The organism is Spongiibacter sp. C9W, from assembly GCF_057370015.1.
Genome location: NZ_CM170672.1, coordinates 964,731 through 987,817, shown reverse-complemented (window position 1 = coordinate 987,817; position 23,087 = coordinate 964,731). Strand labels below are relative to the sequence as shown.

Below are 23,087 nucleotides of genomic sequence, written 5' to 3'. Positions count from 1 at the left end.
CTGTCCGGGCCGGGTAGCTTTGCCCGGTTTTGATGACGGTTTGATGAAAAGGGCATTGCAAGCCTGGCTGACTCCGGCTAAAACCTTGCAAAAGCGTCGTTCGTGGTAAGAAAAATGTCACACTGTTTCTCTACTATGCGTCGCTTAGCTACAACGGTAGGGATGATGTACAACTGTGGATAAATTGGCGGTAGTAAAAATTTTGCGTAGCTCCCAGTTGCGCTCCGCCATCAGCGCCTTGCTTTTAGTGTTGTTGATTGTGTTGCTGACCGAGCTATTTTGGAGTGTCGCCAGCATCTTGCGCACGCCAACGTTGCCCCCGGCCAGCGTTGCCACGGTTGATGTTGCTACAGGCAATGGCCCTGACTACAGTGTCCAGTCTTTGCTAGCCGTCCCCCTGTTTGGCGAGCCACCCAAGGCGGCGGTGGATGAACAGACGATCCAGAAGGATATCAAGCGCAGCCGTCTGAAAATTACTGTGCTTGGCGTTGTTGCCGGCAGCAAAGACAGTGGCGTGGCGATTCTGCGCCACGGCAGCAAGACTAAAGCCTACGGTGTGGGGGAAAAGATAGAAGTCGCTGGGGCCGTGAAACTGTTGGCGGTAATGCCTGACCACATTGTGATTGAGAACAACCGCAAGCAGGAAAAAATTGAACTGCAAAAACGCCGCGTGAGCCAGGGGATTAGCGCAACAGCCACTCCCTCAGCGGCGAACGGCGATGTGATCGACCTGAATCGTGCTGAAATTCGCGATCTTATCGGCGACCCGCGGCAGACAATTCAAAATAGCCCGCTGCGTTTGGCGCGCTTTTTTGCCGCGAGCCCGGTAATGGAGGGCGAGCAGCTGATTGGCTACGAGATGAAACCGGGGCGTGATCCACGCCTTTTTAAACTGCTTGATTTGAAGCCAGGCGATGTCGTTTTATCGGTGAATGGCCAGTCGTTGTCAGAGTTGCCGACTACCGAATTAATGAAGCTGATGGAAACCACGCAATCCTTCGAGCTGCTTGTGCAGCGCAACAATACGATTTTGAGTAAAAGATTGGATATATGAAAACTTTTCTCCTGAGCCTATCACTGCTGGTGGTACTGGCCGCGCCGCCGCAAGCCGCTTATGCCGAACGCTTCGAACTCGACATGCAAAATGTGGATATCGGTGAATTTATCGACACGGTTGCCAAATTGACGGGCAAAACCATTGTTGTAGACAGCCGAGTGAAGGGCAAGGTCAGCGTTCAGAGCCACAGAAAGCTCGATGCGGATGAACTGTATCAAATCTTCCTGCTGCAGCTCGGGGTAGAGGGTTACTCTGCGGTCGAGGCCGGCGACGGTGTGCTCAAAGTTATTCCAAATCAAGCGGCGAAAATAGAAGGCATTGAGGTTCAGCGTTCCTCTGCCGCAGTGGGTCGCAGTGAGTCCATCATTACCCGCATCGCGCAGCTGCAAAATGCGGATTCCGACGAGCTGGTGAAGTCATTACGGCCGCTTGTCGACAATAAAGTCGGGGTAATCACCAGTTACTCCGATGCCAATATCATCTTGATTACCGATCGCGAATCCAATGTTCGCCGTTTGATGTCGATCATCTCGGCCGTTAACTCTGTCGACTCCCAGTTGATGGAGACCGTGGTGTTGCGTAATTCGTCGGCGGAAGAGGTGGAGCGCGTTTTAAACAAAGTGCTGTCGCAACAAACGCGCAAACGGGGATCATCCAAACCTGTTGTCGCGGCGGACCCACGGACGAATACGCTTATTCTGTTTGGTGACGACGAGGCGCGTAGTTACTTGCGCCGGCTTGTCGCTGACCTTGATAGCGAGGTGTCCAGCCAATCAAATATACGCGTTAAGTACCTGAAGTACGCCAAAGCGGATGAACTGGCAAAAGTTCTGAAAAGCATAAGCGACACCATTGTTAAAGATGAGCAAAGCGCGGGCCGAAATGCGGCGCCGGGTGTATCTTCGTCAATTAACATTGAAGCCCACGAGCAGACGAACTCCATCGTCATGTCGGGTAGCCCACATATTATCTCTGACTTGGAAAAAATCATTCGCGACCTGGATATCCGTCGTGCCCAGGTGTTGGTCGAAGCCATCATTATTGAAGTGACGGACAGCAAGGCCAAAGAGTTAGGCGTGCAGTGGTTGTTCAGAGGGTCTCAAGAGGGCAGCACACCCGCAGGCGGCATTAATTTCGGCGGCGGTGCATCCGGTACCAGCGGCACACCGGGAATCATTAGTCTGTTGGCTGGCAGCGATGCTGCGGCGGCAGCGGCATCGACGGTCAAGGGCGCTGCCATCGGTCTGGGGAAACTGTCGGATGGCTTTAGCTTCGCTACCCTGGTCTCGGCGTTGGCGAGTGACTCAGAGTCAAATATTCTCTCTACGCCCAGCCTGCTCACCTTGGACAATGAAGAGGCGTCTATTCTGGTGGGGCAGGAAATTCCGGTGATCACTGGTTCAACCGCCAGTTCCACAAATACCAACCCTTTCCAGACCATCGAGCGGCAAGAAGTGGGGACCAAGCTCCTGATGACGCCGCAGATTAACGATGGCGATGCTGTGCAAATGACCATCGAACAGGAGGTATCCTCGCTCAGCCCGGCAACCAATGCTGCCGATGTTATTACCAATAAGCGCACCATTAAAACGACAGTACTGGTGAACGACGGCGCAACAATCGTGCTGGGCGGCCTTATTGATGATCAGGTCAATGAGCAGACGGCGAAGGTGCCGTTGTTGGGCGATATCCCCTTGTTGGGCAGATTGTTTCGCGCGGACAACACCAGCATGTCCAAGCGCAATTTGATGGTGTTTATCCGGCCAACGATCGTCCGTGACCAGGCAACACTCTCTGAACTCAGTGGCAGAAAGTACAACTTTATTCGCACCGAGCAGTTAGCTAAAGCTGCATCCGGTATTTCCTTGTTCCCATTCACCGAGCTATCGGTGTTACCAGAATGGTCCGGCCTGGAACCGTCGCCGGTAGATTTGCTGCCCCGCGAAACCCTGGCTGAGCCGCCGGTTAAGGCATCGCCAGCCGCCGACACTGAGCCCGCACCGCAGAATTCACCAGCGCCGCAACCACCAGCGCAGCAGGGCGCCGCTGCCAGCCCAGCAGAGGAAGCGCCGGTTACGGCCGAGCCCATAGAGTGGCGCAAGGACGAATGCAGTCGCCGGGTACGCGCAGGCTCGAGGATGCCGCGCCGCTGCGACGGCGCTGAGGATGGCCAAGCCTGATGTCGCGCCCGTTAAGTTACGCTTTTGCGCGCACTAATCGCCTGTTAGTGGAGGACGGCGAGCACGGCCCTCAGGTGTTGGTTTGCCGCACCACGCCAGCGTCTGCCTTAGCAGAGGTTCAGCGCGCACTGAATACGTCTTTTTCAATGGCGCTATGTGATGAGGACGCGCTGCAAGAGAAGATTAACGAGGCTTTTCAGCGCCAGCAGGGCGATGCGATGTCGGCGATGGGCGATATCAGCGACGAAGTGGACCTTGACCGCTTGGCTGAGGAGATTCCCGAGTCTCAGGACCTGTTGGACGCGCAGGATGACGCCCCTGTTATCCGCCTGATCAATGCCTTGTTTGGTGAAGCGCTAAAGCGCGACGCTTCCGATATTCATATTGAAACCTACGAGAAAACCATGTCGGTTCGCTTGCGAGTGGACGGCATTCTGCAAGAAGTATTAACACCCAACCGCCGCCTCGCGCCCTTGCTGGTGTCGCGTATTAAGGTGATGTCTCGCCTCGATATTGCGGAAAAGCGCGTGCCCCAGGATGGTCGTGTGTCACTGCGGATCGCCGGTCGTTCGGTGGACGTGCGGGTGTCGACCATTCCATCGAATTACGGCGAGCGTGTGGTGATGCGCTTGCTGGATAAACAGGCTGCGCGAATCGATCTTTCTCATCTGGGTATGCCCGAGAGAACGCTGGCGAAACTGACCGACCTGTTGCATCAGCCCAACGGTATTATCCTGGTGACCGGGCCGACCGGCTCCGGTAAAACCACCACGCTTTATGCCGGGTTGATGGCCTTGAACGACCGCAAGCGGAATATTCTCACCGTGGAAGACCCGGTGGAGTACGACATTGAAGGAATCGGTCAGACGCAAGTGCATGCCAAAGTGGGTATGACCTTCGCGAGGGGCCTGCGGGCGATTCTTCGCCAAGACCCCGATGTTGTGATGGTCGGCGAGATCCGCGACCAAGAGACGGCCGAAATTGCCGTACAGGCATCGCTAACCGGTCACATGGTGTTATCGACCCTGCACACCAACACCGCCATTGGCGCCATTACGCGTCTGGTCGACATCGGTGTAGAGCCGTACTTGATTGCGTCGAGCTTAAAAGGTGTATTGGCACAGCGCCTGGTGCGTCGTTTGTGTCAGTCCTGCCGCCAGCCAATAACGCTGGATGCGACGGAAGCGCGCCTGCTGGGCGATACCCAGTTAGAGGGTCAGCAAGCCTACAATGCCGGTGGCTGCGAAGCGTGCCAGCACTCTGGTTATCGCGGTCGCCAGGGCGTCTATGAATTGTTGGTGATCGACAGGGAACTGGCGGAAATGATCCACAATCGCGCCGGCGAGCAGGAGATTCAGCGCTATGCCAGTGCCCGAATGACAACGCTGATGTCAGAGGGGCGGCGGCTGGTACTCGAAGGCCAAACGAGCCTCGACGAATTGTTGCGCAGCGTTCGCGAGGGTGCCGATGCCGGCCTTTGAGTACCGAGCACTCGACGCTGGCGGCGCCAGTCGCAAGGGCATCGTCGAAGCCGATTCGATCCGCATGGCAAGGCAAGCCCTGCGGGATCAGCAGTTATTTCCGGTAGAAGTAAAAGCCACGCGCGATAAATCTTCCGGTAAGGGTGGCCTGTCGTTGTCGCGGCCGCGCATCGGTATTGCCGATCTGGCGCTGTTCACCCGCCACTTAGCAACACTGATACATTCCGGAATACCGGTCGAAGAGGCCCTGGCGGCGACGGCAAAGCACAGTCGCAAAGAGGCACTCAAGCGCATAATTCTGGAATTGCGTTCGCGGGTATTGGAGGGGCACTCGCTCGCCGATGGCCTGAACGATCACCCCCACGTTTTTAATTCTGTTTACCGCGCACTGGTCAGCTCTGGCGAAAAATCCGGTGATTTGGCAGAGGTGTTAAATCAGCTTGCAGAATACACCGAAGACAGCCAAAAGCTGCGGGGTGTGATTGTGCAGGCGGCGCTCTATCCCGTGGTATTGTGTTTTGTCGCCATCGGCGTCATTACCGCGCTAATGACCTATGTTGTTCCAAAGGTCACCGCGCAGTTTGAACACTACGATCAGACGCTGCCGTTTTTAACACGGGCACTGATTAGCATCAGCGACGGCCTCGCCAGCTACTGGTATGTGATGATTCTTGCGATAGCGGCTGTCGCGTCGGGCGTTTATCTATGGATGCGCGATCCGCAACGGCGCTTGCGAGCTCATCACTGGGTATTGAAGGTGCCGCTTTGGGGACTGCTGATGCTGGAGCTGGACGCGGCGCGCATGCTGCGTACGCTGGCGATTTTGCTGTCGTCGGGGGTGCCGTTTTTGGAAACGCTGAAAGTGGCCTGTGCAACGCTGGGCAATGAGCATTTAAAACAAAGCATGGATCGCGTGCGCGAGCAGGTGCGCGAGGGCAAGAGCTTTAGCCGGTGCTTGCAGGATGAAGCGGAATTGCCCCCAATGGCGGTGTATATGATCGCCAGTGGCGAATCCAGTGGCGAATTGGAGCAGATGGTTCAGCGCGCCGCCGCCAACCTGGAGCGCGAGCTTCAGGCTCGTGTGCAAATGTTTGTCAGCCTTTTTGAACCCCTGTTAATCGTGGTTTTGGGGCTGGTAGTCTTAGCGATCGTGTTGGCAATTCTGCTGCCGATACTGCAATTGAATAACCTTACTCAGTTTTAGGAGGTCGACGTGGAGTCGCGTGCATTGAGTTCTCGCCGCCAACAGGGTTTCACACTGTTGGAAATCATGGTCGTTATCGTCATCTTGGGGCTCTTGGTGGCCGTTGTTGCTCCGAATGTACTGCAAAACCAGGACCGAGCGATGGTGGAGAAGGCCCGCGCGGATATAGCGGTGTTGGAACAGTCACTGGATATGTACAAGCTGGACAACCACGTTTACCCAACCACCGATCAAGGATTGATGGCGCTGGTTAAACGGCCTGAAACGGGCCCCTCGCCGAAAAATTATCGCAGCAATGGCTATATTAAGCGCCTGCCTGAGGACCCCTGGGGTAACCCCTATAATTACATCCAGCCCGGTGAGCACGGCCCCTACGACCTGTATTCCACCGGAGCTGATGGTGAAGAGGGCGGTGAGGAGTTAGCCCGTGACATCGTCAACTGGCAGGAGTAGTCAACGCGGCTTCTCTTTGCTGGAGCTGTTGGTCGTTATCTTTATTATTGGCCTGATGAGCGGTGTTGCCGTGCTGACTCTGCCCAGCAGAGGTGGCGAAGAACTGCTGCGAGAGAATCGCGCGGTAATTCTGCTGGCGCTGCGTACAGCAAGGGCAGAAGCGGTGTTTAGTGGCCGCAGTTTGGGCTTGTTGTGGGATGGCGAGAAAGGCCGCTTTCTGAGCCGCAATGCCGACGGCTGGTCAGCCATTACCCAGGGGCCATTGGCCAAGCCTTTGGAGATAGACGACGACTTGCGCAGTGAAATCCTGTTAGCAGGCGAGCCATTAAATCTGCCTGAGGGTGATGACCGGCGCGTATTGACACCCCAGATATTGTTTTTGGGCGACGGCCAGACCAGTCCATTTCAATGGCGCCTATTATCTGCCGATGGCGGCTCTATCAGTGTTGATGACCGCTTGCGACCGGAGGCGGCGCGGTGAGGAATCAACGCGGGTTTACACTGCTTGAGATTATGGTTGCGCTGATGATTTTTGCCACGGCGGCGGTGGCCTTGAGCAAGAGCCTGAGCGAAGCGACCCTAAGCACCGGTGAGTTGGAGAAGCGCCAATTTGCCGACTTGCTCGCACAAAACCTGCTGATAGACATTCTTCGGGAGGGTTACGGGAACCGTAATCTGGGGGAGAAAAGCCTTGCGGGTTACGATTTTGTTTGGCGTCGTCGCTTGAGTGATACACCGGATCCCGCTATTCGCCGAGTGGATATCAGTGTTCAGCTCTCTGGCGACGAAGACACCCTAGCCAGCCGCAGCGCCTATATGCCGAAAAAGGTGGACCAGTAATGCGCAGGCAGGGCGGGTTTACCCTTGTCGAGCTACTGATTGCCATCGGCATCATGGCCTTATTGGGCGCGATGGCCAGCGCCATGCTGAATGGCGCACTGTCGAATCAAGAGCAGGTCGCTAAGCGCCAATACCAGCTGGAGCGCCTGGCACTGGCCCTGCAGATGATGCGCCGGGATTTGGAGCAACTTACGCCGCGGATTCCCCGGGATGAACAAGGTGACGCGATGGGGGCAAGAATCGTCGCTGAACAGATTGGTGAAAACAGTGAGTTGGAGTTTGTTCACGGTGGCCGCCGTGTATTGCCGGGGCAGCGTTTAGCCAGCACCCTGGAACGCGTGCAATACCGTCTTGAAGACGGCCAGTTGCAGCGCCACAGCGCGGGCGTTGCCGACCCAACACAGAATAGCCCCTGGCAAAAACGCGTGATGCTCGAGGGGGTGGATCGCTTTGTTGTCAGTTTTTATGACGGCAGTCGCTGGACCAATTTCTGGCCGCCCAGCACGCAGTTAAATGCCTTGCAGCCCAAGGGTCTGCGCGTCGAGTTGGATGTTGGCCCATGGCCAGGCATCGAGATGAATGTTGTGCTGCCGGAGTTGGTGCCATGAATCTGCCGTCGACGCAGCGCGGTGCGGCGCTGCTAATGGTATTGCTGATGGTCGCCATTATGTTGGTGTTGTCAGTGAACCTGGTGGAATCAGTGCGCTACAGCAGTCAGCGGTTATTGAATCAACGCTACATGGATCAGGCCTATTGGTATGCGCTGGGCGGCGAGTACATCGCTGCGATGTCGCTGGAAGATGTGGCGGGCGAGGACGTTATCGCACTGAATCAGAACTGGGCGCGTCGCGATGTAGTCTTCCCCGTGGAGGGCGGCTCTATCGCAGGGCTTATCGACGATCAGCAGGCTTGCTTTAATGTCAATCGCCTGCACCGGCCTGATGGCAGCGAACAGAGTGGCCAGAAGAGCGGCGCGCAACAAGTGTTTGAGTTGTTGCTGCTGAATGTGGACGTCGATGTTCAGCGCGCTGAGTATATCGGCCAGCGCTTAAGCGACTGGGTGGATAGCGACTTCTCGCCAGAGGGCCCTTTTGGGGCGGAAGATTTGAGCTACAGTGGTGAGGATTATCCCTACCTACCGCCCAATCAGGCCATTGATTCGGTGAGTGAGCTGGGCTTATTCGCCGATTTTGACGCGGAGGAGCAGGAGGCACTGCGGCCCTTTTTATGTGCGCTGCCCGAGTTTGATACCCGCTTGAATATTAATACGCTGGGCGAGGAAGATGCCCCATTATTGGCGGCAGCTATTGGCAACCTGCTGGCCGTGGAGCAGATACAGCGACTTATTGCTGAGCGTCCTGCGGAAGGTTGGGCATCCGTTGAGAGTTTTATTGCCAGCTTGGGTCTTCCAGAGGGGCAACAGGTCGCCGCGGAGTTCCAGGCGGGACTGGGGGTGAAGTCCAGTTACTTTCTCGGGCTGGCCGATGTGTTTTACGAGCAGCGCCGACTGCGCTTATACAGTCGCTTTGTACTTCGCAATGGCAAAGCCTATGCCTATGCGCGGGAATATGGAGAAGTTTTTTGAGCGAACGATTACTGCTATCAATGCCGGCGCCCAATGAGCCTACAGTGCAATGGCTCCAGTGGGACACCGAGGCCGAGCAAGTGCTCGACAGTGGTGTTGTCGATGCGCAAGCCAGCGCACTTGCCACACTGGCCGAGCGCTTCGCTTCGCTGCCCTGCTTTGTCGTGGTGCCGGGCGAGTGGGTAAGCTGGCAACGGGTTGTGCTGCCAAAAGGGGGCCGTGTTGGCTTATCGGCGCTACCATTTTTGCTGGAAGAGCAGCTGTGCAGTGACCTGGAAAACGTTCACCTGGCCTGTGGTGCTATCCGTGCCAATGAATCCACCGATGTGCTGGTGGTTGACCGGCAATACATGGACCTCTGGCACGGCCTGCTGGCCAACAGCGGCTTGAAAATTAAATCGGTGGTACCCGATTACGCCGCGCTGCCCGCCAATGTTGCGCTGATCGATGACACGCGAGCAGTCGCCCATATTGGGCAGCAGGCAATTGCCATCGCCAAAGATAACCTCAGCTACTGGTGGCAACTGGCGGCAGGCCAAGATACCTCCGCGCAAATATACCACCTGCAGGGTACTGAGCTGCCTGAGGGTTTGAATGAGCAAGGCCAACAGGTCTTTGAGCATCGCTTAGCGATGATTGCCAAATTGTGGCAGCCCTGGCCAATTAACTTGTTCAGCGGCGCCTACGCGTTGCGCGATGAGAGTGCGGCGCAATGGAAGCAATTTCGCTGGCCAGCGCTACTGCTACTAACGGTGCTGTTCACCCATTTTATTCAGTTGGCCTTGGACGTTCGTGATAACCGTCGCCAGATCGAACTGTATGAGCAAGGCATGGTGGATACTTATCGCGATGTTTTCCCCGGTGCTCGAGTCGTGAACGCGCGTAGTCAAATGCGCAGTCAGTTAAATGCTCTGGAGGGCGTGCGCAGCGACAGTGACTTCCTTCCCTGGCTGGAGCGGATTGCCAATGCCAGTAAAGGCAATGTATCCCTGCGTATTCAGCAAATGACCTATGCCAATAGCGCGATCAAAATTCTCGTCGAAGCAGACAGCTACGACGGCGTCGATCGCTGGGTAGCGGCACTCGCCTCTCAGGGTTTTGAGGTGGAGCGGGGCGCCTTTGGGCAGTTGGATAAGGGGATTAGTGGGCAGCTTGAACTGCGGGAGGCAGCGCAATGAACGCGTTGATGAATTGGTTTGAGAGCCGCAACGAGCGAGAGCGCACAATTCTGCTGGCGGGGCTGATTGCCGGTGTCCCACTGCTAATATGGTTGGCCGTCTGGCAGCCTCTGATCAGTGCCAAGCAGCAGTCGTCTGAGCGATTAGAGCAGCGTCGAGAGGCGTATTTATGGATGCAAGATGCGGCAGCAAAAGTGCGCGCGGCGCAACGCAGTGGTCGTAAAGTCACAACGGTAACCGGCTCTACCCAGCAACAAATCACCAGCGCTGCCAGGCAATATACAGTTGCCATCAGCCGCATTGAGCCGCAGAGCGGTGGCCGCTATGCGGTGCAGGTTAGCAATAGCGACTACAACAATATTGTGCGTTTTATCGATGCTCTGGTCGCGTCGGGCATGCCCTTGCACACCGTCTCAATGAGCCGATTAGATGTGCCGGGTAAAGTGTCGCTGCGAGTGGTATTAGGAGGCGAGGCTTGAAGCGCTTAGCGATAATTGTTGTTTGCATACTGTTTTTTATCGTCGGCGTTGTTTGGCGAGCGCCCGCTTGGCTGCTAAGCGATGTAGCGGGTGAGCAGTTAGCTGGCGTTGAGCTGGGTGTTGCCAAGGGCTCGCTTTGGCGAGGGGAATTCAGTCATGTCGGTGTTCAGGGTGTCACGCTTCGCGGCGTAAGTTGGCAGCTGTCTCCCCTGCAGAGTTTTTCCGGCAAGCCTCTTGCTCTATCTGTTGCTGAGCCCGCCAACGTATCGTTAACGGCAGGTGTGAAGGGGGATGCGTTACTGATTTCGGGGCTGACTGCCACAGGGCGTTTGGCGCCTGTGCTCGAGGCGATACAGGTACCTGCGATGGGCTTTGACGGCGTATTCAATGCGCAGGCGTCTGAGGCAAGTCTGACTGCTCAGGGGTGTCAGTCGCTTACCGGGAATGTGGAAATAGGGCAGTTAAGCGGTGATATCGACGGTTTGGAAAGCCTGGGGCAGATTCGGGCCGAGGTCAGTTGCGATGCCGGTAGACTGCGGATCGTCATCGATGAGGCGAATCCTCACCGCCTACGTGGCACCGTAACGCTTGATGCGCGCGGCGTACCTCGCGGTCAAATTAGTTTAACGCCACCACCGCAGAGTGATATTTATCGCAGCCTCAGCCAGATGTTTGGGCGGCCGCGCAACGGGAAGGACTTCACGCTGCGTTTGTAAGGGATTGATCGTTATGCGGGCGGCTAGTCGCTTGCAGAAAGCCCACATTGTTTAAGGAGTTGCGAGCTTAGCGAAACATGCTCACGGTGGCTGGCTGTCACCGCGTTGAGCAGCGCGTCGCGCTCGGTTTGCCACTGACGGTAGGTGGCGGGCAGGGCGGTGTCGCCAAGATGCTCGGCCAGCGTGGTCTCGATAGCCCGCGTTGCCGTTAGCAGCGCCTGCTGATGACGATAGCTCTGCGCTGCGAGTACTTGAATCGAGCCGATAAACTGCCTGTGCAGCACCGCGGCGTAGCGCTGAGCGCGCGGCGTCGGTGAGCCTTGCAAGCACAGTGGTCTCCCATCAATACGTTGCTGAAGGAGTGCATTGGCCTGTTGCAGGCCGGCCAGTGCCTGGGCCTGGAAGTGCAGCATTTCACCGCCGAGCCCGGCGCGTATCGTTTCCAGTATGGCGACAACGTCGGTGTGCGCGTCGAAGCCTTGCCCGCTCAACCACTGCTGTTGCAGGTGCTGCCAGCGTTGCAAAGCGCGAGTGGCCTGATCCTGAGTCGCATCGGGGTAAGCCTGGCGCTGGTCTGGTGAGCTGCTCCAAAGTTGGCGGTATTCACCGCCGCCGAGCAGTGCGTTGGCAAGCCGGTGGGCGAGTTGCTGCTGTTTGTGATTTCTCACCGCTGCCAGGGTGGTGGCAAGGGCGTTATCGTCTTCCGATTTCAGATAGGCAATGCAGGGTTCTACCTCGTCGAGAAATCGCAAGCTAAACACCAGGTCGGTGGCGCTATCGCGGTGTCGGCCCAAAATACTATTCTGTTCAGCTAGCGTTTGCGACAGTGCGCAGCGGCGTAAACGCAGAAACTCAAGCAGGTTGATGTCGTCGCCATTGATCGGCAGCGTTACCGATGCCGGATGAGGGTAGCGAGGGCGACTAACGCTACGCGCCTCAGCCTCTCGCTCAAGCACTCGCTGTAATCCGTCAATATAGCGCTGCCATGCGGCGGCATGGGGGTCGTTGTGGCTGCTGCATGCGGCGACAATAGAAAAGGTCGCGGCCACGAGGCCGCGAAGGACCGCCCTCATTGATCCAAAATGGCGGTGACGGCATTGACGAGTTCCTCTGAAAGCGGCGTCACGGCCGACGGGAAGGTTTGGCCAATACCGGTTCGCGGGTCGAATACGGTCTTGAAGAAGTTCCAGCTTGGCGAGATTCCACTACTGTCCTGCGCGAGCGCTAGCAGCGGGTGGGGCGATTCGCAGCGTATACAACCGCGATGGAAAACAGGGAAACTCACACCAAAATTTGCGTGGCAGACTTTCGCTGTGCGTTTGCTGTCTGAATACTCCTGATTACCGAAGTCCGCCGTTGGTACACCGAGTACAAGTAGCCCTTGGTCTTTGTAGCGCTGGTATAGCGCTTCCAGACCCTTAAATTGAGGTGTGTAGCCGCACAAACTGGCGGTATTGACGATGACGACCGCCTTCGCAGAACGAAGTGTGTCGCAAAGTTGCAATGTCCCCGCTTCGAGTGTTGCCAATTCGCTGTTCAAACTGGCCGGGCATTGCCAATGTTCCTCTGCGGAGGGCTTGGCCTGCACCGCTAGGCTGCCCAGCAGCAGTACGATGGTAGTGAGAAGTCTCCCTGGGCAGGCAAGCATATCGCGCGCTCCTTAAAATTCTGCATCTTCGTCGATGCTGCGATGGCAGTTCTTCGCTGCAGTCTGCGATTTGATCGGCACCGGTACAACCGCGTGCATAACCGGCTGGGCCGCTTGCCACAATCGGATAAAATAGTCGCATAATCTATTAATCATTGTGTACCTCTTTGCTATCGGTTTGCGAGTTGTTACGTAGAGGTGTACGGAAGTTAGTGTAATTGCGATGTAAGGTGGCGCCGCCGATCACCGTGGGGAGGGTTATGCTGTCAAACATGCGCCTGGCCATGCTGGACCTGGAAACAACGGGTGCGTCTGCTTCGCGTGATGAAATCACCGAGATTGCGGTGATTATTCGCGACGCTGAAGAGCAAGACGCCTGGCAATCGCTGCTGCGTGTTGATCGCGACATTCCCTCTTTTATCCAGCGACTCACTGGCATTACGCCCGAGATGCTGGTCGATGCGCCCAGCTTTGAGTCGCTGGCGCCCCAGCTGATGGAATACCTTGACGGGGCAGTGCTGGTAGCCCACAACGCGCGCTTTGATGCTGCATTCCTTAAACAGGCATTTCGACGCTTGGGCTTTGACTACAAACCCAAAGTGCTTTGCTCATTGAAGCTGGCCCGCAGTTTGTACCCAGATTGGCCGAAACATGGTTTGGATGCGTTGTGCAGCCAAATTGGCTACGAGCGAGACTGTCGCCATCGCGCGATGGCGGATGTGCTTGCCATGAAGGCATTTTTAGAATTTGCGATCGCCGACCTGGGGGAGGAGCGGGTGACGGCGGAAGTGCACGCTCAGTTAAAAATACCGTCCCTGCCTGTGCATATCACCGCTGAAATGCTGGATGAGATCCCTGATCGGCCTGGTGTGTACCGCTTCTTTGGCGAAAATGACGCGCTGCTTTATGTGGGGAAAAGTATCGCTATGCGCAGCCGGGTGTTATCGCACTTTAGTGCGGGCGGCCGCCAAGGCAAGGCCATGCGCATGGCGCAGCAATTGCGCCGCATTGAGTGTAGCGAGACCGCAGGTGAACTGGGGGCGTTGCTTCAGGAAAGTGCAGAAATAAAAACGACAATGCCGCTGCACAACCGCCAGCTGCGCCGCCAGCGCGAGCTCTGTGCTGCGAGCCTGCAGCCAGACGAGGATGGTTATATCGGCCTGCAGTTTTTGGCGCCAGATCAGCCATTACCAGAGACGGAATTCTGTCTTTTTAAGCACCGCAAGCAGGCGCAGCAGTTGCTTCGTGACTTTGTCAAAAGTGATGGCTTGTGCCCACAACGCCTGGGCTTGGAGCGAGGCGGCAGCTGCTTTTCATACCAGCTGGGCCACTGCGCTGGCGCCTGCTGTGGCGAGCAATCGCCAGAACAATACAATGCGCTGCTTAAAAAGAAGCTCGCCCTGCGTTGTGTGGAGAGTTGGCCCTATGACGGCCCAGTACTTATTGTTGAGCCGAGTAGCGATGATAGCCGTGTCGACTGGCATCTGGTTGATCGCTGGCGTTATTTCGGTACTTTCAGCGATTGCCGCCCGGAGAGCGATGACTGCGAACAACGCGTGCTCGCAGCTCAGCCCTTTGACTACGATCATTACCGCATTTTGCAGTCTTTTCGTCAGCGTTTGACATGGCAGTCGCTAAAGCCGTGAAGCGCGTGCGCGGATGCCCTACAATAGCGCCATGGTTTTGCCTTGGTCGCCCTGCTGGGGTGCCCCTGAATTTTTGACTGACTTTGAAAAGGCCGATTATGAGCATTTCTTCTTTCCACCCTCCTGTGCGCACGTTGATGGGGCCGGGGCCCTCAGACGTTCACCCACGCATTCTTGAGGCACTTGGCCGCCCAACCCTGGGGCATCTTGATCCATTATTCGTCGGAATGATGGACGAGCTGAAGAGCCTGCTTAAATACGCTTTTAACACCGAAAACGAATTAACCTTGCCGATTTCCGCTCCGGGTTCTGCCGGTATGGAGGCGTGTTTTGTTAACTTGGTAGAGCCAGGTGATACCGTTATCGTTTGTATCAACGGTGTATTTGGTACCCGCATGCGCGAGAACGTGACCCGCATCGGCGCAACGGCGGTAACCGTTGAAGGGGAATGGGGGAAGCCTGTTGATCCGGCCCAGCTCGAAGAAGCGCTGAAAGCGCACCCCGAGGCAAAAGTCGTGGCATTTGTTCACGCGGAAACGTCTACTGGCGCCCTGAGTGATGCCAAAACACTGTGTGCCCTGGCGCGTCAGTATGGCTGCCTGAGTATTGTCGATGCGGTTACCTCTCTCGGCGGCGTGGAATTGCGCGTTGACGACTGGGGAATCGACGCCATCTATTCCGGCAGCCAGAAGTGCCTGTCGTGTACGCCAGGTTTGTCCCCAGTCAGTTTTAGTGACGCTGCCATTGCGGCCATCAAGGCTCGCAAGCACCCCGTGCAGAGCTGGTTCCTGGATATGAACCTGATTCTGGGTTACTGGGGAGAAGGCGGTAAGCGCGCCTATCACCACACGGCTCCTGTCAATGCGCTGTATGGCCTGCACGAGTCGTTGGTCATGCTGCAGGAAGAGGGGCTGGAGAACGCGTGGGCTCGCCACCGCCGCATGCACAATGCACTCGCTGCGGGCTTGGAGAGTCTCGGTATGCGTTTTGTTGTGGATGCCGACAGCCGCTTGCCGCAGCTGAACAGCGTGTACATCCCAGAAGGGGTGGATGATGCGGCTGTGCGTCAGCAATTGCTCGCCGACCACAACCTGGAGATCGGCGCCGGGCTGGGTGACTTTGCAGGCAAAGTATGGCGAATTGGCCTGATGGGCTACAGCGCACGGATGGAGAACATCGAACTGCTGCTGGCGTCATTGGCCGAGGCCATGCAAGCCCAGGGTTACGACTGTGACGCCCAGGCAGCGCTCGCGGCAGCACGCGCGCAGGCCTAAATTCGTCTCGGTTTATGCCGATAGTGCTCAACACAGATTCTGCTAGGCTTGAGGTGAAAAAATCGGTCTACAGGAGTTTGTCGCTTGAGCACTAGCGGACAATTTATCGAACAAATTCGCGCAGATCTGCTCCGCGCCATCGAAGACGATGCGGTAAGCCTGCCTACGCTTCCCGAGGTCGCGCTGGAAATTCGTGAAGCGGCCAGTGACCCAGACGTTGAGATTCCGATCCTGGCGGCGATCATCGAGCATGACAGCTCCATCGCCGCGCGTCTTATCCGGGTTGCGAATAGCTCATTGCTAAGGGGCCTTGAGCCCACCTACGATGTGAAAGGTGCGATTTCGCGAATCGGTCTGGCCTATACCTCGACCATGGTTACGACCCTGGCGATGCAGCAAATCTTCCTGTCGAACAAAGATGCATTGAACAAGCGGATGCGCGCAGTGTGGGTGCACAGCGCAGATGTTGCCGCCATTTGCCATACCCTGGCGAAAACACAGCGTCACCTGAAACCAGAACTTGCCACGCTTGCCGGTGTGATCCACCAGATTGGTGCATTGCCTATTCTTTCCTACGCCGTGGGGCGGGGGGTGATCCGTGACCATCCGCAGTTGCTCGACCAGGTGTTGATTGCGCTGACACCGGAATTGGGGCGGGTCATTCTTGAGTCGTGGGGCTTTCCCGACGAGCTGGTGATTGTCCCCGAGGCGCACCTGGATTTTAGCCGTCACTTGGAGCGGCCCGACTACGCTGACCTCGTCACGGTTGCCAATTTGCACACCTACGCCGGTACAGAGCACCCCTTTGGTCAAGTTGAATGGGCGGGCGTTGCCGCCTTTGAGCGCTTGGGACTACCGGTCAATCCCGGTGAGATGGACGAGAGCTACCAACAGCAGATCGAGCAAATGCAGGACCTGCTTAGGGCTTAATGCTACCTTGGCCTAGTCTTTTGGCTGGGCGTCGAATTGTTGCCCGTTCACCTCGCGGCTGTCGTCGCTCATCAAATAGAGATAGAGCGGCATAATGGCCTCGGGGGAGGGGTTATCGGTCGGGTTTTCACCGGGATAGGCGCTGCGGCGCATTTCGGTGTTCGTGGCCCCTGGGTTAATACTATTCACCCGAGTGCCATTTAAGTCGTATTCCTCGTCGGCAAGAATTTGCATCATCGCCTCGGTGGCAAATTTTGAAACCGAGTACGCGCCCCAGAAAGCGCGCCCTTTGCGCCCCACGCTCGATGAGGTAAACACCAGCGATCCATTTTTCGATGCTGCGAGTACGGGTAACAATGCTTGCGTCATCATAAACTGCGCGTTCACGTTGACCTGCATAACTTCTTCCCAGCTGTCCAGCGTGGTTTGGGCAAGTGAGCGCCGCTGGCCGAGAATGCTGGCATTGTGAAGCAGGCCATCCAGGCGGCCGAACTCCCGCTCTATGGTGTCGGCCAACTCCTGGTAGTCGTGTGCAGCGGCGCCCCGCAGGTGCATGGGGTAAATGGCGGCTTGTGGCGCCGACATGGCTTCGATTTCGTCGTACACCGCTTCGAGTTTTTCTATGGTTCTGCCAAGCAAGATGACCGTGGCACCGTGCTTTGCAAAACTCAGTGCTGCCGCGCGCCCGATGCCGTCGCCGGCACCTGTGACCAAAATAACTTTATCTTTCAAACACGCTGCATCGGCAGTGAAATTTACAGGTAGGCGTTGTGGCACGGATTGTCCTCTTAGGCTTGCAGTTGCTGAAGGGCGTCATCAAGTTGTTGGGCGTGGTCGATAATAATATCGGCCTTCCAGTCGCCAATATCCTCTCCCAAAGGGACATAGCCATAGCGACAGGCGATCGTTTTCATGCCGGCATTGCGTCCCGCATCAATATCGCGGCGGTGGTCGCCGACATAGATGGCTTCTGAGGGGCGAATACCGAGGTGCTTACAGGCCAGGTACATCGGCTCTGGATGAGGTTTACGGTTGCTCACATCGTCCGGGCAAACCGCGGTCGCGCAGCGACTGGTCAAGGCCAGCTGTTTCAGTAGCGGCGTGGTAAAGCGCGCGGGCTTGTTGGTAACAATGCCCCAGGCGATGCCGCGGCTCTCTAATTTTTGGAGCTGGCCCTCCATGCCGGGAAAAAGGCTGGTTTCCTCTGACAGCGAGGCCTCATAGCGGTCTAGAAAGGCGTTCAGAAGTGGTGCAAAAGCCGGGTCTTCTGGCTCGAGCCCAAAGCCCAGTCGTACCACCGCGCGCGCGCCTTCAGAGACGCAGCACCGCACTGAATTGTAGTCTTGCAACGGTCGCTGATGCTCGGCTAACAGGCCGTTGAGAACGCGGGTAAAGTCGGCCGCGGTGTCGAGCAGGGTGCCATCAAGGTCAAATAAAACGGCTTTTAGCATTACAGCGGCTTCTTAACGTGAACCATATAGTTCACATCGACATCGTTTTCATTCAGGCGATAGCGCTTGAGCAGCGGGTTGTAGGTCAGTCCGGTCATGTGCTGTAGCTGAAGATCATTTTCTCTCAGCCAGTCGGCCAGTTCAGAGGGCCGTATGAACTTGCTGTATTCATGGGTGCCCTTGGGGAGCAGCCCGAGAATATACTCGGCGCCGACAATGCTGAGCGCAAAGGCTTTGGGGTTGCGGTTTATGGTTGAAAAATAGAGGTTGCCGCCGGGCTTGCATAATTTGGCGCAGGCGCGAATGACCGATGCTGGGTTCGGCACGTGTTCAAGCATTTCCAGGCAGGTGACGATGTCGTAGTGGCCGGCCTGGTCTTCGGCGATTTCTTCTGCGGTGGCCTGGAAGTATTCAACCTTGGCGCCCGACTCCAGTTGATGTAGACGCGCAACGCTCAGCGGCGCCTCACCCATATCGATACCGGTGACTTTGGCGCCACGCAAGGCCATTGACTCCGAGAGTATGCCGCCGCCGCAGCCGATATCTATCACGCGCTGCTCTGCGAGCGGCGAGCGTTCATCAATGTAGTTTACCCGCAGCGGGTTGATGTCGTGCAGTGGCTTAAACTCACTGTTGCGGTCCCACCAGCGATGAGCCAGTTCCTCGAACTTGGCGATTTCTGATGGATCGACATTGCTGTGTTGTGATGATGCTTGCATGCTACTCTCCACTGATTTTTTGCCGCCAGTACTGCGCTTTTTCGATAACTTCGCGGCTGTCCAGCGTGGTTAGTTCGCCATTATCCAGCATACGTCGGCCTTTGATCCAGCTGTGGCGCACGCAATGGCTAATATTGGTGTACACCAGTTGCGAAACGGGTGTGTAAATGGGTTGTTGTGGCAGGTCGGTCAGGTCGATTGCGATCACATCGGCGTGTTTGCCGAGCTCCAGGCTGCCGGTAATGTGGTCGATGCCCAGTGCACGGGCGCCGTTGATAGTGGCCATTTGCAGAGCGTAGTGGTCCGGCACTGCAGCGGCATCTGCGGCGACTGCTTTGCCAAGCAGGGCGGCGGTGCGCAATTCGCCAAACATATCCAGGTCGTTGTTGCTGGCCGCGCCATCGGTGCCGAGGGCGACATTAATGCCGGCATTGCGCATTTTTTCCACCGGTGAAAAGCCACTGGCTAACTTGAGGTTGGACTCGGGGCAATGAATCGCGTGGCTGCGGTGCTCGGCTAGCAGGGCGATATCGTCATCGTTGAGGCAGGCGAGGTGCACACACTGGCTGCGCGGCCCCAATAGACCCAATTTGGCCAGCCTTTCGATAGGTCTCAGGCCGGTTTGTTTGAGCGCGTCGTCAACCTCGTGCTGTGTTTCATGGAGGTGGATCTGTATGGCGCAGTCGAGTTCTTCGGCAAACATCACCACCTTGCTCATCGCCTCATCACCGACGGTGTAGGGGGCATGGGGGCCAAAGGCAATATTGATCAGGTCGCTGTGCTTGTAGTCGTCGCGCAAGGCCAAACCCTTGCGAAAATACTCATCGGGGCCGCTACCCCAGGCGCTGGGGAAGTCGAAGATGGGAAAGCACAGTTGCGCGCGTATTCCGGCGCGCCGTGCGACTTCGGCGGCGGCTTCAGGAAAAAAGTACATGTCGCTAAACGTGGTTGTCCCGCCGCGTAGCATCTCGGCAATGGCCAGTGCCGTTCCGTCACGAACAAATTCCTCGCCCACCCATTGGCCTTCGGCCGGCCATATATGCTCGTTGAGCCACTGTTGAAGGGGTTGGTCATCCGCCATGCCGCGAAACAGGCTCATGGCGGTGTGGCCATGAGCATTAATGAGGCCGGGCATCAGCAGCTGGTCGCCGAGCGCGATGTGTTCATGTGCGGAAAGGCCACGTGCCTCGGCCTCTGGGAGAATGCCGCTGATGCAGCCGTCGGTAATGGCCAGTGCGTGGTTTTCAAGCAGAGGACAGCCTTCACTCATGGGTAATATCCAGCGAGCGGAGATCAGGGTGTCAATGCGGTCGAGGGCGGCACGGCTCATGGTGTAAGACATTCCTAGCGTGAAAGCGGCAAGTATACCTGTTCCTGTGTGCAGTTGTGACGATAAGACGCTGATATTCGGCCTTTATACGCTGTCTATGCACACTTGGAATATGCTAATATTCTCGCTTTGTTTCCCGCTTGGCCACCGCCAGATTGGTTGGGCGGCAGGGCAGTAAAAACGCGCATTGGGCGGCGCTGCTGCCGCTCAAGGGTCGCTGACAATAAGGATGCTTGCTATTCATGGCTGACAATGCAAATGAAATTCTGCCGGTAAATATCGAGGATGAGCTGAAACAGTCCTACCTCGACTATGCAATGAGCGTAATTGTTGGGCGCGCCTTGCCCGATGTGCGCGATGGCCTCAAACCGGTGCACCGTCGGGTGTTGTTCGCGATGAGCGAGCTGAGCAACGACTGGAACAAAGCGTATAAGAAATCTGCTCGTGTCGTTGGTGACGTGATCGGTAAGTACCACCCACACGGCGACTCGGCGGTTTACGACACGATTGTCCGCATGGCGCAGCCATTTTCCATGCGGTATATGCTGGTGGATGGCCAGGGTAACTTCGGCTCGATTGACGGTGATAACGCGGCGGCAATGCGTTACACCGAGATTCGCATGCAGAAAATCTCCCATGAGATGCTTGCCGACCTCGATAAAGAAACGGTCGACTGGGTGCCTAACTACGACGGTACTGAACAAATCCCTGCCGTATTGCCCACCAAAATTCCCAGTCTGTTGGTCAATGGTTCCTCGGGTATCGCCGTTGGTATGGCGACGAATATCCCCCCCCACAACCTGACCGAAGTGGTTAACGGCTGTTTGGCGCTGTTGGACAATCCCGACATTTCGATTGATGAATTGATGGAGCATATTCCAGGGCCGGACTTCCCAACGGCGGCGATCATCAACGGTCGAGCCGGCATTGTAGATGCCTACCGAACCGGTCGCGGTCGGATTTATGTGCGCTCTCGCGCTGAAGTAATCAGCAATGAAAAAACCAACAAAGACACCATCGTCATTACCGAGCTGCCCTACCAAGTCAACAAGGCGCGCTTGATCGAGAAAATTGCCGAGCTGGTAAAAGACAAAAAAATTGAAGGTATTGCCGAGCTGCGCGACGAGTCTGACAAAGACGGCCTGCGCGTTGTGATTGAAATGAAGCGCGGCGAAAGCGGCGAGGTGGTGCTGAACAATCTGTACGCGCAAACACAGCTGCAGAATGTTTTTGGCATCAATATTGTCGCCTTGGTGGACAATCAGCCGCGCATTCTCAACCTCAAGGAGCTGCTTGAGTACTTTGTTCGCCACCGCCGTGAGGTGGTAACGCGGCGCACTGTGTATTTGCTGCGCAAAGCGCGTGAGCGCGGTCATGTGTTGGAAGGTCTTGCGGTAGCGATTTCGAATATCGACGAGGTGATTGCCACGATCAAGGCGTCGGCGACGACGCAAGAAGCCAAAGAAAACCTGATCTCCCGCGGTTGGGCGCTCGGTGAAGTAAGTGCCATGCTCGAGCGAGCCGGTGAAGATGCCTGCCGCCCCGATGAGCTGGAAGAGCAGTACGGCGTTCGCGATGGCAACTATTGGCTGTCGCCGGCGCAGGTTCAAGCCATCCTTGAGCTGCGTCTGCAAAAGCTCACCGGGCTTGAGCATGAAAAACTGTTGGCCGAGTACCAGGAAAAGCTGGCAGAAATTGCCGAGTATTTGAGTATTTTGGCCGATCCGCAGGTGCTGCTGAACGTTATTCGTGGCGAGTTAGAGCAAGTTGTTGCGGATTTTGGCGATGAGCGCCGCACCGAAATTGTTGCGTCTCAGCTCGATTTAACCCACGAAGATCTGATCCCTGAAGAAGACCGCGTGGTGACCATCTCCCACGGCGGTTATGCCAAGTCGCAGCCGCTTGATGCCTACGCGGCGCAGCGTCGCGGCGGGATGGGTAAGTCGGCGACGGCAGTAAAAGAAGAGGACTTTGTCGAGCACCTGTTGGTGGCCAATACCCACGACACTATCTTGTGCTTCAGTAATATAGGCAAAGTGTATTGGTTGAAGGTCTACCAAATTCCGGTTGCAGGCCGCAATTCTCGCGGGCGCCCGATGGTCAATCTATTGCCACTGGGTGAGGATGAGCGCATTACCTCTATCCTTCCGGTTCACGAGTATACCGAGGGCTACTTTATCTTCATGGCGACCGCCAACGGCACCGTTAAGAAAACGCCTCTTGAGGCCTTCTCCCGCCCGCGTAGCGTCGGTTTGATCGCGCTAGCGCTGGATGAAGGGGACGTGCTGATCGGCACTGAAATTACCGACGGCAGCAACGATGTCATGTTGCTGACCAGCGGCGGGAAAGCGGCGCGCTTTGCTGAGGGCGATGTACGGGCCATGGGTCGTACCGCGCGCGGTGTGCGCGGGGTGCGTATGGACGACGACCAGCAGGTCATCGCAATGATCATTCCCAAGACCGGTGGGCGGGTGCTGACGGTGTCAGAAAACGGTTACGGTAAGCGAACCGATGTAGACGATTTCCCCTGTAAAGGCCGAGGAAATCGCGGCGTTATCGCCATGACGATGAGCGACCGTAACGGGGCACTGGTTGGCGCCGTACAGGTATTTGATGGTGATGATCTGATGCTGATCACCGACCAGGGAACCTTGGTGCGTACCCGCACCGATGAGATCTCTTTGCTCAGCCGTAATACTCAGGGCGTGAAGGTGATTCGTTTGCGTGACGAAGAGCATTTAGTCGGCGTACAGCGTGTCGCAGAGCAAGACGTAGACGATGTGGTTGAGGATGTTGAGCTCAGTGCTGAGGCGCCCGCTGGTGAGGCCCCTGCTGCTGATGACGCAGACAACAACAGCCCGGCTGCCGAATAAAGCGGATTACATATTTTTTAAACATGGTTGGAGCGAAGTAAAC

At 56.5% G+C, this 23,087-nt stretch carries 23 protein-coding genes; 16 read left to right on the top strand and 7 right to left on the bottom strand.

Going from position 1 to position 23,087, the window contains the following annotated elements; genetic code table 11:
* The first annotated feature begins 175 nt into the window (after window positions 1-175).
* The 12 genes from gspC to gspN are packed head-to-tail and all read left to right on the top strand — an operon-like array spanning window position 176 to window position 11,173.
* Window positions 176-1,054 carry a type II secretion system protein GspC gene (gene gspC, locus AC2Q8J_RS04740; protein WP_027872825.1) on the top strand — a complete coding sequence of 293 codons (879 nt, stop codon included), beginning with the start codon at window positions 176-178 and terminating at the stop codon, window positions 1,052-1,054.
* On the top strand, window positions 1,051-3,237 hold the full coding sequence (gene gspD, locus AC2Q8J_RS04735; protein ID WP_486452259.1) for a type II secretion system secretin GspD: 2,187 nt from the start codon (window positions 1,051-1,053) through the stop codon (window positions 3,235-3,237). Before gspC ends, gspD begins: the two co-directional genes overlap by 4 nt.
* Complete coding sequence (gene gspE, locus AC2Q8J_RS04730; RefSeq protein WP_204997027.1) at window positions 3,237-4,718, top strand: type II secretion system ATPase GspE; 1,482 nt, start codon at window positions 3,237-3,239, stop codon at window positions 4,716-4,718. Before gspD ends, gspE begins: the two co-directional genes overlap by 1 nt.
* Window positions 4,705-5,922, top strand: coding sequence for a type II secretion system inner membrane protein GspF (gene gspF / locus AC2Q8J_RS04725; RefSeq protein ID WP_486452258.1), 1,218 nt, complete (start codon window positions 4,705-4,707; stop codon window positions 5,920-5,922). The genes gspE and gspF overlap by 14 nt, the downstream gene beginning before the upstream one ends.
* A gap of 9 nt (window positions 5,923-5,931) precedes the next feature.
* Window positions 5,932-6,375: a type II secretion system major pseudopilin GspG gene (gene gspG / locus AC2Q8J_RS04720; RefSeq protein WP_286694871.1), complete on the top strand. Its 444-nt coding sequence runs from the start codon at window positions 5,932-5,934 to the stop codon at window positions 6,373-6,375.
* Entirely contained in the window at window positions 6,350-6,856 is a 507-nt protein-coding gene (gspH, locus tag AC2Q8J_RS04715) for a type II secretion system minor pseudopilin GspH (protein WP_374973552.1), read from the top strand. Before gspG ends, gspH begins: the two co-directional genes overlap by 26 nt.
* Complete coding sequence (gspI, locus tag AC2Q8J_RS04710) at window positions 6,853-7,215, top strand: type II secretion system minor pseudopilin GspI (protein ID WP_286694872.1); 363 nt, start codon at window positions 6,853-6,855, stop codon at window positions 7,213-7,215. The genes gspH and gspI overlap by 4 nt, the downstream gene beginning before the upstream one ends.
* Entirely contained in the window at window positions 7,215-7,823 is a 609-nt protein-coding gene (gspJ, locus tag AC2Q8J_RS04705) for a type II secretion system minor pseudopilin GspJ (protein WP_204997030.1), read from the top strand. The genes gspI and gspJ overlap by 1 nt, the downstream gene beginning before the upstream one ends.
* The gene (gspK, locus tag AC2Q8J_RS04700) at window positions 7,820-8,800 is read left to right on the top strand and encodes a type II secretion system minor pseudopilin GspK (protein WP_486452257.1); all 981 of its coding nucleotides are present in this window, start codon (window positions 7,820-7,822) and stop codon (window positions 8,798-8,800) included. The genes gspJ and gspK overlap by 4 nt, the downstream gene beginning before the upstream one ends.
* Window positions 8,797-9,978, top strand: coding sequence for a type II secretion system protein GspL (gene gspL, locus AC2Q8J_RS04695; RefSeq protein ID WP_486452256.1), 1,182 nt, complete (start codon window positions 8,797-8,799; stop codon window positions 9,976-9,978). Before gspK ends, gspL begins: the two co-directional genes overlap by 4 nt.
* On the top strand, window positions 9,975-10,457 hold the full coding sequence (gene gspM, locus AC2Q8J_RS04690; RefSeq protein WP_424142978.1) for a type II secretion system protein GspM: 483 nt from the start codon (window positions 9,975-9,977) through the stop codon (window positions 10,455-10,457). The genes gspL and gspM overlap by 4 nt, the downstream gene beginning before the upstream one ends.
* Window positions 10,454-11,173, top strand: coding sequence for a type II secretion system protein N (gene gspN / locus AC2Q8J_RS04685; protein ID WP_424142979.1), 720 nt, complete (start codon window positions 10,454-10,456; stop codon window positions 11,171-11,173). Before gspM ends, gspN begins: the two co-directional genes overlap by 4 nt.
* Window positions 11,174-11,196: 23 nt before the next feature.
* On the opposite strand, the gene AC2Q8J_RS04680 is transcribed toward gspN, so the two are convergent.
* From AC2Q8J_RS04680 to AC2Q8J_RS04670, 3 genes are read right to left on the bottom strand one after another with little or no spacing between them, the layout of a single operon-like run.
* Window positions 11,197-12,222 carry a DUF3080 family protein gene (locus AC2Q8J_RS04680; RefSeq protein ID WP_486452255.1) on the bottom strand — a complete coding sequence of 342 codons (1,026 nt, stop codon included), beginning with the start codon at window positions 12,220-12,222 and terminating at the stop codon, window positions 11,197-11,199.
* A gap of 20 nt (window positions 12,223-12,242) precedes the next feature.
* Window positions 12,243-12,821, bottom strand: coding sequence for a glutathione peroxidase (locus AC2Q8J_RS04675; RefSeq protein ID WP_486452254.1), 579 nt, complete (start codon window positions 12,819-12,821; stop codon window positions 12,243-12,245).
* Window positions 12,822-12,833: 12 nt separating this feature from the next.
* The gene (locus AC2Q8J_RS04670; protein WP_486452253.1) at window positions 12,834-12,977 is read right to left on the bottom strand and encodes a hypothetical protein; all 144 of its coding nucleotides are present in this window, start codon (window positions 12,975-12,977) and stop codon (window positions 12,834-12,836) included.
* 104 nt (window positions 12,978-13,081) lie between these two features.
* Here AC2Q8J_RS04670 and AC2Q8J_RS04665 point away from each other — a divergent pair, with 104 nt between their 5' ends.
* The 3 genes from AC2Q8J_RS04665 to AC2Q8J_RS04655 all read left to right on the top strand — a co-directional run bounded on the left by AC2Q8J_RS04665 (window position 13,082) and on the right by AC2Q8J_RS04655 (window position 16,671).
* The gene (locus AC2Q8J_RS04665) at window positions 13,082-14,467 is read left to right on the top strand and encodes an exonuclease domain-containing protein (RefSeq protein WP_486452252.1); all 1,386 of its coding nucleotides are present in this window, start codon (window positions 13,082-13,084) and stop codon (window positions 14,465-14,467) included.
* Window positions 14,468-14,565: 98 nt separating this feature from the next.
* Entirely contained in the window at window positions 14,566-15,741 is a 1,176-nt protein-coding gene (locus tag AC2Q8J_RS04660; RefSeq protein WP_486452251.1) for a pyridoxal-phosphate-dependent aminotransferase family protein, read from the top strand.
* A gap of 84 nt (window positions 15,742-15,825) precedes the next feature.
* Entirely contained in the window at window positions 15,826-16,671 is an 846-nt protein-coding gene (locus AC2Q8J_RS04655) for an HDOD domain-containing protein (RefSeq protein WP_286694880.1), read from the top strand.
* Between the two features lie 12 nt (window positions 16,672-16,683).
* Here AC2Q8J_RS04655 and AC2Q8J_RS04650 read toward each other — a convergent pair whose 3' ends face one another.
* From AC2Q8J_RS04650 to AC2Q8J_RS04635, 4 genes are read right to left on the bottom strand one after another with little or no spacing between them, the layout of a single operon-like run.
* Window positions 16,684-17,448: a YciK family oxidoreductase gene (locus tag AC2Q8J_RS04650; protein WP_286694881.1), complete on the bottom strand. Its 765-nt coding sequence runs from the start codon at window positions 17,446-17,448 to the stop codon at window positions 16,684-16,686.
* A gap of 11 nt (window positions 17,449-17,459) precedes the next feature.
* On the bottom strand, window positions 17,460-18,122 hold the full coding sequence (locus AC2Q8J_RS04645; RefSeq protein ID WP_036255458.1) for an HAD-IA family hydrolase: 663 nt from the start codon (window positions 18,120-18,122) through the stop codon (window positions 17,460-17,462).
* Complete coding sequence (gene ubiG, locus AC2Q8J_RS04640; RefSeq protein ID WP_486452250.1) at window positions 18,122-18,841, bottom strand: bifunctional 2-polyprenyl-6-hydroxyphenol methylase/3-demethylubiquinol 3-O-methyltransferase UbiG; 720 nt, start codon at window positions 18,839-18,841, stop codon at window positions 18,122-18,124. Before ubiG ends, AC2Q8J_RS04645 begins: the two co-directional genes overlap by 1 nt.
* 1 nt (window position 18,842) lies before the next feature.
* On the bottom strand, window positions 18,843-20,171 hold the full coding sequence (locus AC2Q8J_RS04635) for a TRZ/ATZ family hydrolase (RefSeq protein ID WP_286694884.1): 1,329 nt from the start codon (window positions 20,169-20,171) through the stop codon (window positions 18,843-18,845).
* A 242-nt stretch (window positions 20,172-20,413) separates the two neighbouring features.
* Here AC2Q8J_RS04635 and gyrA point away from each other — a divergent pair, with 242 nt between their 5' ends.
* Window positions 20,414-23,044, top strand: a complete 2,631-nt coding sequence (gene gyrA / locus AC2Q8J_RS04630) for a DNA gyrase subunit A (protein WP_486452249.1) — start codon at window positions 20,414-20,416, stop codon at window positions 23,042-23,044.
* Window positions 23,045-23,087 lie beyond the last annotated feature (43 nt).